Origin of the sequence: Amycolatopsis sp. M39 (genome assembly GCF_001651785.1) — a bacterium.
GTDB classification, from domain to species: domain Bacteria; phylum Actinomycetota; class Actinomycetes; order Mycobacteriales; family Pseudonocardiaceae; genus Amycolatopsis; species Amycolatopsis rubida.
On sequence record NZ_LWSF01000020.1, the window covers coordinates 83,002 to 95,482 of the forward strand.

The following is a 12,481-nucleotide window of genomic DNA, read 5'->3' on the forward strand; positions in this document are numbered from 1 at the left end:
AAGGCAGGCCGCTCGTGGCTCGCCGAGTCGAAGGACGTGCAGCTCGACTTCTCCGTCTCCGGCGCGGGCCGCACGGCAGGCATCGGCGGACGGCTCGTCGCGGGCATCGGCACGCCGATCGAGGTGCGCGCGGTCGTTCACGGAGTTCCAGGCACGACCGTGACGTTTCTCGACCAGCTCGGCCCGGAGCACAGCGAAACCGTCCCGGAATCCGGCACCGCGACCGTCACGTGGACGACGTACCCGCGCTACAGCCGCTGGGTCCGCGTCGAGGTGCGGCGTCCGTCGGGTGGCCCGAAGACGACGACGCCGAACGCGATGGTCGCCATGTCGAACCCGATCTTCCTGGGCGCCGCCGACGCCGGCTGACCCGACCCGAGCGTCCCGCGGCCGCGACGTCCGGGCAGACTGTTCACTCGAAGCGGGCAGTGGGGAAGGGCGGGCACGGGTGCGCGGGTGTGGCGTGCGAGCGGCGATCCTGGCGGTCGTCGTGGCGCTCGCGGCGGTGGTCGTCGTGGTGGTCATGTTTTCGAGCAGTGACGAGGTGAAGACCCCCGGCTGCACTGTCGCGCTGCCGAAGGGGCCGAACGACGCCTCCGCGCCGCAGTACACGCTCCAACCGGAACCCATGAACAACGCCGCGATCATCGCGGCCGTCGGGATCAAGCAGGGGCTGCCCTCGCACGCGGTCACGGTCGCCCTCGCGACCGCCTTGCAGGAATCGAAACTCCGCAACCTCAGCGGCGGCGACCGGGATTCGATCGGCCTGTTCCAGCAGCGTCCGAGCCAAGGCTGGGGCACTCCCGACCAGCTCCAGGACCCGGTCTACTCGGCGACGGAGTTCTACAAGAAACTCGCGAAACTCGACAACTGGCAGACGATTCCGATCACCGAAGCGGCACAGGCGGTGCAGCGTTCCGGCGCCCCCGACGCGTACGCGCAGTGGGAAGAAGAAGCCACCGCTCTGACCGGAGCGCTGACGGGCCAGCACCCCGCGGCGTTGACCTGCCGGAACCTGACCCTGAACCCGCCCGCGAACCTGGTGACAGTCGCGAACGCCGAACTCGGCACGGCGCGGCTGAGCGGAGCCCACCCGGCCGCGGAGGGCTGGCGGATCGCTAGCTGGCTGGTGGCGCGAGCGGCGAAGCTGGGGGTGGACCGGGTGAGTTTCGCCGGGCAAACGTGGACTGCGGAGGCCGGTGCGTGGGCTGCGGACGAGAAAGCGGGGCAGAATCTCTCGCTGCATCAGGCTCCGGCCGCGCCGCCTGGCTCCAGCTGACCGGCGGGCTGGGCATCCCGGCGCGGCGGCGGGGAAATTGTTGCTTGGCCAGCACGGGCTCCGTTCGGCGGGACCGCAGCCTGTGCGCGTCAGCCGGCCGCGGCTGCCGTGGCGAGGACTCTGCGCATCCCCTCGAAGGCAGGCAGCACCCGGAGAGCCTCGTCGTGCAGGGACTGGAGAGCGGGATCCTCGCCCGGGTCGAGCGCCGCAGCCTCCTCCCACATCGCACGCTCGGCAGCCCGCCACTGCGGACGTTCCCGGACGACCACGTTCGTGAAGCCCGCGCCGGCGAGCCCGCCTTCGGTGTCGACCGCCCGGATCCGTGCCGGGACGCGCTCGTCCGCGGGATCAGCGGCCTCCCACGTCGTGAGTGCGACGCGTCCGCCCGGACGGAGCACCCGGCGGATCTCCCCGAACGACGCGGCGGTCGGCTGGAACTGGATCGCGTCGACGCAGGCGACCGCGTCAACCGACCCGGACGCCAGGGTCGTGCCGGCCAGGTCGCCCAGGATGAACTCGGCGTCCACCGAATCGAAGTGCCGCGCCAGGGCCTGGGCCTGGCCGAGCGCCGCGCGGGCGAAGTCGACTCCGATCAGCTGTGCACCGGTCCGGGAAGCGATCTCAAGGCCGTACCCGCCGCGCCCGCAGGCCAGATCCAGCAGCCGGTTTCCCGGCTCGATCCGCAACGCCTCGACGACTTCCGCGATGCCGTCCCAGGTGAGCAGGCTGCTCGACAGCAGCCGCGGCGGCAGCCCCAGATGCCGCTGGTGGATGGCGTCTTGGGCGACGCTGTCCTGCATGTCCGAGTACCAGTTGTCGAAGTCCTCCGCCGACATCCCCGATCCGGAACTCACCACTGTCCTCCCCGCACCAGCCGACAGTTCCCGTCGTCGAGAGCCTACGCAGGAACTGCGGGCCGTCGAGGCGAGCGTGCGCTGTGGAGCCGGCCCGTTCGGCGGATCTCTGCGCGGCAGCAGCCCGTCCGGGCCGAGTTTGACCGGGCATGGGGAGAAAGGACCGTCGCCGCATCCGTGCACGGCTGGGGTTCAGCTGATGGCAGAGCTGTAAAGGCGGGCGATGTCGTCGTCGAAATAGGCGCTGTAGGAGACGTCCGGGGTGGCGCCGCCGGTCTGGTATCCGCCGATGGCGCCGATGACGGTGCCGGTTCCGGTGTTCGGGTCCTGGTTGACGACCCAGGGGCCGCCGCTGGTGCCGTCGGGGAAGCCGGGGCAGGCGACGCGTTGCTGGTAGGTGCCGGACTGGGTGGTGGTGCCCGTGCAGACGACGGGTTGTTCGGTGCCGTCGGGGTAGCCGGTGAGGGTGATCGTGTGCGAGAAGCCTTGGTTCGTGCCGAGCTGGTTGGCTCCGGTGCGGCTTTCGAGGCTCGCGGAACCGGGCTGGGCGACCTTCAGGAACGCGAAGTCGAGGTCCTGGTCGGACGAGGACTTCCACCCGTCGGCGGTGATCGCGGCGGTGACCTGCCAGGTGCCGTACGGGGCGATGCCGTCGTGGTAGCCGGGCTTGAAAGTGACGCCGGAGACGTCGCCGCCGATGCAGTGCGCGGCGGTCAGGAGCAGGTCGCCGGCCGGGCTGTGCACCACGCTGGCCGAGCAGAAGTGGTTGCCGCCGGAGAACAACGCGCCGACCGCCGGGCTGGCTGTCGCGGCCGCCGGGGTGCTGGACGAGGTGTTCGTTCCGGCGCTGCGGGAATCGCCGCCGGTCGAGACGGCCGGAGTGCCGGTGCCGCTCGGCTGGACGGCCGGAGCGGTGACGTCAGCGGTGCCGACGACGGCGTTGGCACCGCCGGTCGCGACGATCGCGGCCGCCGCGCAGACGATCAGCGCTGTCCGGGAAACGTTGACTCGCACACTTCAAGATGACCACGCCGACGCCCGGCAGGCATCCCGTGCGGGCGGATGCACAGCAACCTCACAGCGCTCGCACATCCGCTCACAGCAGGGGGATTCGGGTCGGGGCGGCCGAGATTTTCCGCTCTCGCGGGGAGGGTCTCGCGGGGAGGGTCCGCGGGTGGTCGGCGGGCGCGGCGGGGAGTGGCGTCCGGGCCATGAGTCATGGCGGCTGCGTCTGGGGTGGCCGGGGTGACGTGTGCTTCGCGATTTGTGGTGGCGGTGTCTGGGGTGGCCGGGGTGACGTGTGCTTTGCGACTTGTGGCGGCGGTGTCTGGGTGGTGGGGGTGACGTGTGCTTTGGGTCTGGTGGCGGCGGTGTCTGGGTGGTGGGGGTGGTGCGTGCTTTGGGTCTGGTGGCGGCGGTGTCCGGGTGGCCGGGGTGATGTGCGCTTCGCGATTTGTGGCGGCGGTGTCCGGGTGGCCGGGGTGATGTGCGCTTCGCGACTTACGGCAGCGGCGTCCGGGTCGCGGGAGGGGATGTGCGCGTCCTGCCATCCGGCAGTGGCATCGGGTGTCCGCTCCCGGCTCACGGCTGCCGCATCGGCGGCGGAGGCGTGACCGGCCAGCCTGGGGGACTGGCCGGTCACCCGCCTGCCGCGCAGGCAGCCTGCGCGACGGCCGCCTAGCCGAGCCCGCGACCGTCCGCGTCTGTGGTGCGACCGCGGTCAGCTCCGGAAAGCTTGCTCGGGCTGGTGCGCCGCCAGCCCGAGCAAGCTTTCCGGGCCAAGTCCCGGTCGTCCGCGTTGGTGGGCGGATTGCCGGGCCGACGAGGTCGCTTTCGGACGGAGGCGGGCACCTGATCGGCTCGGCCGGTGACGTCGCCGGGGCGAGTCGCCCATGGGCAGTGCTGAGCCGTGGCCGACTCGGTGGTGCCGTCTCCGGGCAGCGGTGATCTGCGTCGAGTCGGCGGCTGTCGCCGGTCCGGGCGTTGGCCACCGACCGAACCGGCAACAGCGCGCGCGCCGCTCCGCTCCGGCGAAGTCGAGCGCCTGCCTAGGCGACGCCACCTCCGAACCGAAGCCGGTCACCCCCACCTCCGGACCGAAGCCGGTCACCCGAGTGCCGCGGATCGTCATGGTCACTCACCCGCTGGCGGGGTGTGGGTCACCAGCAGGGTCACGCCTGCTTCTCCGCCGCAGTCGACCAGCACCGGGCCTACTCCGTCGCCGATCTTCGTGGTCAGTTTCGCGGTGGCCTTGAAGGCCTCCGGGTTCGCGTCGACGATCTTGAGGTCCTTGAGGATCTCGTGACCGGGGTAGCCGCCGATCACCTTCTTCAGGCCCGTTCCTCCGCCGCAGTCGCCGGTGATCGTGACTTCTCCGCCGGGGGCGGCGGGGTTCGGGTCGACCTTCACCGTCGCGCGGGCGCCCTCGGGGGGCTGTTCGGCGGCGGGCGGCTGGGCGGCGACGGCGGGTGCCGCCGGATGATCGCCGGTCGACGCGGCCGCGACGCCGATCGTGCCGCCTGCGATGACGGCCGCGGCTAGTGCCGTGCCTGCGGCAAGGCGGCCGTGGCGCAGGATCGAAGACTTCACTGACATTCGGTTTCCCTCCCTCGATGTGTCCATTGAGGACACTTGCGGTTCACCCGGGCACCGGGTTCGTCCAGGTAGTCGCCGCGACCCCCGCCGCGGGTTCTCCCCAGCGCGAAAAGTGACGGGAGTCACACTGGCTGAGAAAGGCTACGATAGCGGGAAACCCAACGCTGGCGGGGAGTTTTCGTGACAGTGGCCGGAGAAGCGCGCGAACGGCTGAGTCCGCGGGTCGCCAAACAGGTGCGCGACCTGATCCTGACCGGCGCGGTCCGCGGCGGCGAGCGGCTGCGCACCGAGCATCTGGCGGAGCGGCTCGGCGTCAGCGCGACCCCGGTCCGCGAGGCGTTGATGGCGCTCGCGGGCGAGGGCATGGTGGATTTCCGTCCAGGACGCGGATTCCGGGTGATCCCGGTGACGCGCCGGGACGTCGTCGACGTCTACGCGATGCAGGCCTACGTCTCCGGCGAGCTGGCCGCGCGGGCGGCGGAAGCGTTCGATCCGGCGGGGCTGGCGCGGCTGGACGACCTTCAGCGCGAGATCGGGAAAACCGTGCGCGAGGGCGACCTCGACGCGACCGAGCGGGCCGATTTCGCGTTGCACCGCATGGTCAATCACGCGGCCGCCGCGCCGAAGCTCACGTGGATGCTGTCGCTGACCCTCCGGTATGTGCCGTTCTCGGCGTACGCGGACATTCCCGGCTGGCCGCTGCTGGCGCGAGACGACCACGATCGGGTGCTTGCCGCGTTGAACGAGCGCAAGCCGGAGGCGGCGCGGGAAGCGATGGCGGCGCACATCCGCGAGGCGGGGGACCTGCTGGTCGACTTCCTCGCGGCGCAGGGCGTGCTCGCCGCGCACTAGACAGCCGGAGCGTTTTCTATAGAATCCGGCCGAGGGAGAGAACCTAGGTCGAAGGAGACTCGGTGGCTGAGCGCGACGTGCTGTACATCGGCGGCGAATGGGTCCGTTCGGAGGGCGAAGCCTCGATCCCGGTGGAGAATCCGGCCACCGAGCAGATCCAGGCGCACATTCCGGAGGGCACGGCCGCTGACGTGGACCGGGCGGTCCGGGCGGCGCGCGCGGCGTTTCCGGCGTGGGCGGCCACCAGCCGCGCCGATCGCCGCGAACTGCTGCGGAAGCTGCACGACGGTCTTGCCGGACGGGCGGAAGAGATCGGCGAGACGATCGCGAAGGACGTCGGGACGCCGTTGCGGATCGCGACCCGGATCCAGGCCGCGCTGCCGCAGACCGACGTGCGGACGTACGTCGATCTGCTCGGTCAGGACGAGCCGGAGGAGAAGGTCGGCAACTCGCTGGTCGTGCGCGAACCGGCGGGCGTGGTCGCGGCGATCACGCCGTGGAACTACCCGCTGCACCAGATCACCTGCAAGATCGCGCCCGCGCTGGCGGCGGGCTGCACGGTCGTGGTGAAGCCCAGCGAGGTCGCGCCGTTGAGCGCCTACCAGCTGTTCGACGTGATCCACGAGGCCGGTTTTCCGCCTGGCGTGGTCAATCTGGTGACCGGTTACGGGCCGGAGGCCGGCGAGGCGCTGGCGACGCATCCGGAGGTCGACGTCGTGTCGTTCACCGGTTCGGTGCGCGCCGGCACCCGGGTCGCGGAGCTGGCGGCGCGCACGGTCAAGCGCGTCACGCTGGAGCTGGGCGGCAAGTCCGCCAACGTGATCCTCGACGACGCGGACCTGGCGACGGCGGTCAAGGTCGGCGTCTCCAACGCTTTCCTCAACGGCGGCCAGACCTGCACGGCGTGGACGCGCATGCTCGTCCCGCGCGAGAAGCACGACGAAGCGGCGGCGCTCGCGAAGACGTTCGCCGAAGGGTTCGCGACGGGCGATCCGCTGGATCCCAAGACAAAGCTCGGCCCGCTGGTGAGCGCAGCGCAGCGCGACCGCGTGCGCGGTTACATCGAAAAGGGCATTGCCGAGGGCGCGACTCTGGTGACCGGCGGCAGCGAAGCTCCTGCGGACACAGGCTACTTCGTCGCACCGACAGTTTTCGCGGGCGTCGACCCGGATTCGACGATCGCGCAGGAGGAGATCTTCGGCCCGGTGCTGTCGATCATCCCGTTCGACGACGAGGACGACGCGCTCCGGATCGCCAACAACTCCCGCTACGGCCTGCACGGCGCGGTGTGGTCGGCCGACCAGGACCGGGCGCTGGCCTTCGCGCGCAAGGTCCGGACCGGGCAGATCGACGTGAACGGCGGGGCCTTCAACCCGCTGGCCCCGTTCGGCGGCTACAAGCAGTCCGGGCTCGGCCGCGAGATGGGCCGGGCCGCGCTCGACGAGTTCACCGAACTCAAGTCCATCCAGCTCTAGCACGATCCGAAGGAGAAGACACCGTGGTCAAAGCCGTGGTCGTGCGCGAGCACGGCGGGCGTCCGGAAGTCCGCGACATCGTGCTGCCGCCGGTCGGGCCCGCGGACGTGCGGGTGCGGGTCGCGGCCGCCGGGGTGTGCCATTCCGATCTGTCCATGGTGGACGGAACGCTGCGTCCGCAGTACCCGTTCGTGCCGGGACACGAGGCGTCCGGCGTCGTGGCGGAGGCCGGCAGCGAGGTCACGCATGTGCGGCCGGGCGACCGGGTGGTGCTGAACTGGGCCGCCGCGTGCCGGGAATGCTGGTTCTGCCGGGCCGGGGAACCGTGGTTGTGTTCGGCGATCGAGGGCGTCACCACGGTGCCGCGCGGGGAGCTGGACGGGCAGCCGCTCAACGTTCTGCTCGGTGTCGGCGGGTTCGCGGAGGAAACCGTGCTGCCGGGGCACTCCGTCGTGCCGCTGCCGGACGGCGTGCCGCTCGATCTGGCCGCGCTGATGGGCTGCGCGGTGCTCACCGGGGTCGGCGCGGTGCGCAACACCGCGAAGGTCCGAAAAGGACAGAGCGTGTTCGTGCTCGGCCTGGGCGGGATCGGGTTGTGCGTGGTGCTCGGGGCGAAGCTGGCGGGCGCCGGGCAGATCGTCGCGGCCGATCTGTCGCCGGAGAAGGAAGCGCTCGCCCGCGCGGCCGGTGCGACGGATTTCCTGGTGAGCGACGACAAACTCGCCAAGCAGGTGCGCGGGCTGACCGAGGGGCGCGGCGCGGACCACGCCTTCGAATGCGTCGGCGCGGCGGCCACGATCCGCGCCGCGTGGAGTTCGGTGCGCCGCGGCGGGCATTGCACGGTGGTCGGGGTCGGGCGGAAGGACCAGCAGGTCGTGCTGAACCCGCTGGAGATCTTCCACTTCGCCCGCACGCTCACCAGTACGGTCTACGGCGCTTCCGACCCGGATCGCGACATCCCGGTGCTCGCCGATGAGGTCCGGTCGGGCGCGCTGGACCTGGAAACCCTGGTGACGCACCGGATTTCGCTCGACGAGGTCGGCGAAGCGTTCGACCGGATGCGGCGCGGGGAAGGCGCCCGCTCGCTGGTCCGGATCGGCGGCTGACCGGCCGATCCGGACCAGCCGTGCTCAGTCGGCCACGTCCAGCGCGGCCTGGATGATGCTGTCCGTGTCGATGCCGTGGTGCCGGTACACGCTCTCCAGGTCGCCCGACTGCCCGAACCGCGTCACGCCGAGGTGTGCCGCCCGCACGCGGTGGACGTTCGCCAGGAACGCCAGCGTGTGCGGGTGCCCGTCGAGAACAGTCACCATCGGCGCGGACCGTTCGGACGGCAGTGCCGACTCCAGGATCCACGTGTCGGCCGTTTCCTGCCCGGCCCGCGCTTGCCCGGCGCGGAACAGGAGGCCAGGGCTCGTCACGCACACGACGTCGGCGTGCTTGCCCAGCGCGTCCAGCCGGTCGGCGGCTTCCAGCGCCTCGGTGACCATCGCGCCCATCGTCACCAGCGTGACGTCCGGGCGCGCCACCGCGGCGGTGCGGATCGGGTACGCGCCCGCGACGACCTGGCGGCGGCGGCGTTCCCGCGCGGCCGGATCGGACGGCACCGCGGCGAGGCTCTGGTCCACGGGGCGGGTCGACAGGCGCAGGTAAGCGGAAGTTCCGTCAGGGCGGCCGAGCCGCGAAAGCGAAGCCAGCAGGGTCCACTCGACGTCCAAAGCGAACGCGGGCTCGTACGTCACGCAACCCGGCTGTTCCAGCCCGACCGACGGCGTGGTCACCGACTGGTGCGCACCGCCCTCGGGCGCGAGCGTCACACCGGAGGGCGTACCGACCAAAATGGACTGCCCGCCGCCGTAGATGCCGAACGACCACGGTTCCAGCGCGCGCTCCACGAAGGGGTCGTAGAGCACCCCGATCGGGAGCAGCGGACGGCCCCAGCGCGACCACGTCGTACCCAGTTCGCCGAGCGCGCTCACCAGGTTCACCTCGGCGATGCCCAGTTCCAGATGCTGTCCGCTGGGCCGCTCGCGCCAGTGCAGGATCGTTTCCGGGTCGTCGGCGAACCAGTCGACGCGTTCCTGCGGCGACCAGACGCCGACCTTGTTGACCCAGCCGCCGAGGTTGGTGCTGGAGGAGACGTCCGGGCACAGCGTCACGACGAGTTCCGCGGCCTCGGGCGCCTCGCGGGTCAGATCGAGCAGCGCGCGGCCGAGCGCGGCCTGTGTGGTGGTGCGGCCCGACGGCGTGCGGCCGATGTCGGAAGGCAGGGCCGGAACCGGGTGCGGCTCAACGGGTTCCCGCTCCAGGCGGGCGGCGGTCGAAGCGCACAGCCGGGCGGCCGCGGAGCCCTCGGCGAACTTCTGCCACGGGTTCTCCGGCGAGATTCCGACGCGCTCGGCCAGCGAACCCAGCTGCTCGGCGGTCAGCAGCGACGAGTGGTTCTGCGGATGTCCTTCGCTGGCGAGGCCGAATCCCTTGACAGTGTAGGCGAAAACGACAGTCGGCCGGTGGTCGTCGATGGCGTCGAAGGTGTCCAGCAGCGCGGACAGGTCGTGGCCGCCGAGGTTGCGGATGGCGGCGTGCAGCGTTTCGTCGTCTAGGGTGTCGAGCAGCGGAGCCAGTTCCGGCGTCGTCAGGCGTTCGCGCAGCTGGGCCGGGGTGCAGCGGAGCAGCCGCTGGTACTCCGGGTTCGACATCTCGTCGATGCGCCGGCGCAGCGCCGCGCCGCCCGGCCGTTCGAACAGTTCCTGCAGCAGCCGCCCGTACTTCACGGTCAGCACCTGCCAGCCGGCCGCCTCGAACATGCCCTGCAGCCGGGTCGCGCCGATGTTCGGGACCACGCGGTCGAGCGACTGCCGGTTCAGGTCGACGATCCACACGACCTCGCCCAGCTCGGCCACATTCGGGTCGAGGACGGCTTCCCAGCACGCGCCCTCGTCCAGTTCCGCGTCGCCGACCAGCGAGTACTGCCGTCCGGTGCCCGCGCCGCCGCCGTGCGATTCGACGTAGCGGCGCGCCAGCGCACCCCAGATCGGGGCGGTCGCGCCGATGCCGACCGAACCGGTGGAGTAGTCGACCTGGTCCGGGTCCTTCGAGCGCGACGGGTAGCTCTGCAGGCCGCCGAACTCGCGCAGCGTCGTCAGGTACTTCTCGTCGAGATCGCCGAGCAGGTAGTTGATGGCGTGCAGCACGGGGGAGGCGTGCGGCTTGACCGAAACCCGGTCCCGCGCGCGCAGCCGGGCGAACCACAGCGCGGTCATGATCGACACCATCGAGGCGCTGGACGCCTGGTGGCCGCCGACCTTGAGCCCGGTCGGGTTGGGCCGCACCCGGTTGGCGTGGTCGATGATCGCGGTCGACAGCCACAGCACCCGGTCCTGCACCTCGCGCAGGACGGTCACCGTGTCGTTGTCCGGAAGGCGTTCGGGGGCGGCGCTGCTCACGACGGATCGGACCTTTCTTGGGCGGAAAGTTCAGGCCAGTCCAGCAGAGCTGGGTAGGGTGCACAACAAGCGCACTCGACATTGCGCAGAACGCCCAAGTCAGCACCGCACGGTGCGGAGAGGATTGCGCAGCATGCCCAGCTCTCAGCGGCTCGACGCCACCGACGCCCGGATCCTGCTCGCGCTCGGCCGCACCCCGCGCGCCACCGCGGTCGCGCTCGCCGACGAACTGGGCCTGTCCCGCAACACCGTGCAAAGCAGGCTCGCCCGGCTCGAACAGGGCGACGCGCTGCGCTCGGCCGAACACCGGATCGACCCGGCCGCGCTCGGCTACCCGCTCACCGCGTTCGTGACCGTGCAGGTGCGGCAGCGGTTGCTGGACGAGGTCGGCCGCGCGCTCGCCGCTGTCCCGGAAGTGCTGCAGGTGCGCGGGTTGACCGGCTCGCAGGACCTTCTGGTGCAGGTGGTGGCGACGGACGCGGACGATCTGTACCGGATCGCCGGGGAAATCCTGGAAATCCCCGGCGTCGAGCGCACCAACAACGCGCTCGTCATGCGCGAGATGGTGCCCTACCGGCTGACTCCGCTGCTCGAGCGCGCTGCGCGACGCTGAGCGTCACGTCCGGTCGTCGGCCACGCGCTCGCGGCGGCGCTGCAGCACGGTCCGATGCGCCCAGACCAGCGGCGGCGCGGCGAGCAGGCCCCACAGGAACCAGCCGGTTTCGCCGGCCATCAGGCCGAAGACCAGCATCATCGCGGCGGTGACCTCGGCGAGCACGAGGATCTTCTGCCATCGCCGGGTCTGCACCGGCGGCACGCCTTGGCTCAGCGTCGCGGCGAACACGGGGTCGCTCGCGGCGAGTTCCTCTTCGATCTTCCGCAGGGCGCTGCGGTCGCGATGGGGCAGCATGATCCCCTCCTCGGGCAGGACGGGCCGGTGATCGCTCAAGTACCAGTGGAGTACCCGGCCGGGGGCGCCGTCAAGCCCGGGTTTTCGCAGGAACGATCCGCGACCGGGCGGGCCGTTGCAAACTGAAACACGTTCTAATAACGTGCCGGGGGTGAGATACGGGATCGTGCTGTTCACCAGCGACCGGGGCATCGCCCCGGCGGCGGCCGCGCAGGCCGCGGAAGAGGCCGGGTTCGCGACGTTCTACGTGCCCGAGCACACCCACATCCCGATCCGGCGGGACGCCCCGCATCCCCGGACCGGAGACTCCTCGCTGCCCGACGACCGCTATCTGCGCACGCTCGACCCGTGGGTCGCCCTCGCCGGGGCGGTGCCGGTGACCTCGACGATCCGGCTGGCGACCGCGGTGGCGCTGCCGGTGGAGAGCGACCCGATCACGCTGGCCAAGACCGTCGCGACGCTGGACCACCTCTCCGGCGGCCGGGTCACGCTCGGCGTCGGGTTCGGCTGGAACACCGACGAGCTCGCCGACCACGGCGTGCCCGGGAAGCGGCGGCGCACCGCGTTGCGCGAGTACCTTGAGGCGATGCGCGCGCTGTGGACCGAGGAGGAGGCGAGCTACGCGGGCGAGTTCGTGGAGTTCGGGCCGAGCTGGGCGTGGCCGAAGCCGGTGCAGGCCAAGGTGCCGGTGGTCGTCGGCGCGGGCGGCACGGAGCGCACGTTCCGCTGGATCGCACGCCACAGCGACGGCTGGCTGACTACGCCGGGCGAAGGCGACATCACCGAGAAAGTCGCGCAGTTGCGCGAAATCTGGCGGGAGGAGGGCCGCGAGGGCGAGCCGGAGGTGATCGCACTCGGCCCGCGCCCGGATCCGGAACGGCTGGCCGGGCTCGAGGCGGCGGGCGTGACCGAGGTCGTGTTCGGGCTGCCGGACCGTTCGCCGGGCGAGGTCGAAGCCTGGCTGGACCGGCTCGCCGGGAAGCTCGGGCGGCTGACCGGAACCTGACCGCCTCCCTTTCGGACGCCAGTACCTCCATTGGTATGGACCTGCGCGGCGAAATCGCGAAAAG

The 12,481-nt window shown here is 71.3% G+C and carries 11 protein-coding genes and 1 pseudogene; 7 read left to right on the forward strand and 5 right to left on the reverse strand.

Annotation, left to right across the window (positions count from 1 at the left end):
• A pseudogene (locus tag A4R44_RS51045) lies at positions 1–369 on the forward strand (phosphoesterase); the annotation flags it as partial.
• A gap of 94 nt (positions 370–463) precedes the next feature.
• Positions 464–1,279 carry a hypothetical protein gene (locus A4R44_RS32270; protein WP_095213772.1) on the forward strand — a complete coding sequence of 272 codons (816 nt, stop codon included), beginning with the start codon at positions 464–466 and terminating at the stop codon, positions 1,277–1,279.
• 89 nt (positions 1,280–1,368) lie between these two features.
• On the opposite strand, the gene A4R44_RS32275 is transcribed toward A4R44_RS32270, so the two are convergent.
• The 3 genes from A4R44_RS32275 to A4R44_RS32285 form a co-directional block, all read right to left on the reverse strand.
• The gene (locus tag A4R44_RS32275) at positions 1,369–2,133 is read right to left on the reverse strand and encodes a class I SAM-dependent methyltransferase (RefSeq protein ID WP_157905060.1); all 765 of its coding nucleotides are present in this window, start codon (positions 2,131–2,133) and stop codon (positions 1,369–1,371) included.
• A 192-nt stretch (positions 2,134–2,325) separates the two neighbouring features.
• Positions 2,326–3,147 (reverse strand): serine protease, encoded by an 822-nt coding sequence (locus A4R44_RS32280; protein ID WP_067589056.1) that lies wholly within the window; start codon positions 3,145–3,147, stop codon positions 2,326–2,328.
• A 1,119-nt stretch (positions 3,148–4,266) separates the two neighbouring features.
• A complete protein-coding gene (locus tag A4R44_RS32285) occupies positions 4,267–4,728 on the reverse strand; it encodes a hypothetical protein (protein ID WP_067589058.1) in 462 nt (153 codons plus the stop codon).
• A 180-nt stretch (positions 4,729–4,908) separates the two neighbouring features.
• Here A4R44_RS32285 and A4R44_RS32290 point away from each other — a divergent pair, with 180 nt between their 5' ends.
• The 3 genes from A4R44_RS32290 to A4R44_RS32300 all read left to right on the forward strand — a co-directional run bounded on the left by A4R44_RS32290 (position 4,909) and on the right by A4R44_RS32300 (position 8,161).
• Positions 4,909–5,580 carry a GntR family transcriptional regulator gene (locus A4R44_RS32290; protein ID WP_067589060.1) on the forward strand — a complete coding sequence of 224 codons (672 nt, stop codon included), beginning with the start codon at positions 4,909–4,911 and terminating at the stop codon, positions 5,578–5,580.
• Between the two features lie 62 nt (positions 5,581–5,642).
• Positions 5,643–7,055 (forward strand): aldehyde dehydrogenase family protein, encoded by a 1,413-nt coding sequence (locus A4R44_RS32295; RefSeq protein WP_067589062.1) that lies wholly within the window; start codon positions 5,643–5,645, stop codon positions 7,053–7,055.
• A gap of 23 nt (positions 7,056–7,078) precedes the next feature.
• Positions 7,079–8,161, forward strand: a complete 1,083-nt coding sequence (locus tag A4R44_RS32300; RefSeq protein WP_067589064.1) for a Zn-dependent alcohol dehydrogenase — start codon at positions 7,079–7,081, stop codon at positions 8,159–8,161.
• A 24-nt stretch (positions 8,162–8,185) separates the two neighbouring features.
• Here the strand turns inward: A4R44_RS32300 and A4R44_RS32305 are convergent, their stop codons facing one another.
• Positions 8,186–10,501 carry a pyruvate dehydrogenase gene (locus tag A4R44_RS32305; RefSeq protein ID WP_067589066.1) on the reverse strand — a complete coding sequence of 772 codons (2,316 nt, stop codon included), beginning with the start codon at positions 10,499–10,501 and terminating at the stop codon, positions 8,186–8,188.
• Between the two features lie 133 nt (positions 10,502–10,634).
• On the opposite strand from A4R44_RS32305, the gene A4R44_RS32310 reads away from it, so the two are divergent.
• Positions 10,635–11,114, forward strand: coding sequence for an Lrp/AsnC family transcriptional regulator (locus tag A4R44_RS32310; RefSeq protein WP_067589068.1), 480 nt, complete (start codon positions 10,635–10,637; stop codon positions 11,112–11,114).
• A gap of 3 nt (positions 11,115–11,117) precedes the next feature.
• On the opposite strand, the gene A4R44_RS48445 is transcribed toward A4R44_RS32310, so the two are convergent.
• Positions 11,118–11,411, reverse strand: a complete 294-nt coding sequence (locus tag A4R44_RS48445) for a DUF3040 domain-containing protein (protein ID WP_067589070.1) — start codon at positions 11,409–11,411, stop codon at positions 11,118–11,120.
• A 151-nt stretch (positions 11,412–11,562) separates the two neighbouring features.
• On the opposite strand from A4R44_RS48445, the gene A4R44_RS32320 reads away from it, so the two are divergent.
• Entirely contained in the window at positions 11,563–12,417 is an 855-nt protein-coding gene (locus A4R44_RS32320) for an LLM class F420-dependent oxidoreductase (RefSeq protein WP_067589072.1), read from the forward strand.
• Positions 12,418–12,481: the final 64 nt, after the last annotated feature.